Here is a 764-nt window from a genome sequence, read left to right as displayed (position 1 = left end):
AGAGGGCTGGTGTGAATATTGCGATGATTCGCTATTACTTCGGTAACAAGGCGGGTCTGTTTGAAGCGATGTTGCGTGAAACTCTGCGGCCAATGCAGCTGCAAATGCAAAAGCTCATTGATGAGAGTAACCACGATAACTTTCTCGATCTTATGCGTACTTACTACAAAGAGATGGCGAAGGTACCAAAATTTCCTCGCTTAGTGGCTCAAGTGATGAATATGCCACCCTCTGAGGTTCAGCGAGAGCTGCTTGAGAAGGTGTTCATTGATATCGCTAAACCTGCTCAAGACGTGATATTTGAAAAGCTGATCGAAGAGGGCGTGCTTCGCAAAGATATGGATCCCAAGTTATGCCGCGTATCGTATATAAGCTTGATGGTATTTCCGTTTATCGCGCCACCGCCTTTGCTTGCTCTGCACGGCATTGAACTGAATGAAGAGTTCCTTAACCGTCTGATTGAGCACAATATTAAATTAATGAGTGAGGGCTTTGTGGCGGCCACAAGCACTTCCAACCTTCAGGATTAAACAGAATGAAAATAGGGAAAAAGTTGTTGTTCTTTCCGGCGCTGGCGGTCGGTATTGTCGGCTTAGTGATTGCGATTAACCTTAAGCCAGATCTACCAACTAAGCCTGCAGGCGATCGAGCTCGTTTGGTGGAAATAGAGATACTAGAACCTCAAGCCATGGCACCACTTGCGATTGGTTTCGGTAAAGTCGTGCCTAAAGTGGAGTGGAAAGCGATTGCAGAAGTCACCGGTA

1 protein-coding gene and 1 pseudogene are annotated in these 764 nt (G+C 46.3%); both read left to right on the top strand.

What is annotated here, in order from left to right:
- A partial coding sequence (locus KIV40_RS34730; protein WP_285353997.1) for a TetR/AcrR family transcriptional regulator occupies positions 1-530 on the top strand: 530 nt, incomplete at its 5' end.
- Positions 531-535: 5 nt separating this feature from the next.
- Positions 536-764 (top strand): annotated as a pseudogene (locus KIV40_RS34725) (HlyD family secretion protein); the annotation flags it as partial.

It is taken from the genome of Vibrio sp. D173a, from assembly GCF_030248475.1.
The sequence above is the reverse complement of the archived record's forward strand: the minus strand, read 5'-3'. Positions and strand labels throughout refer to the sequence as shown.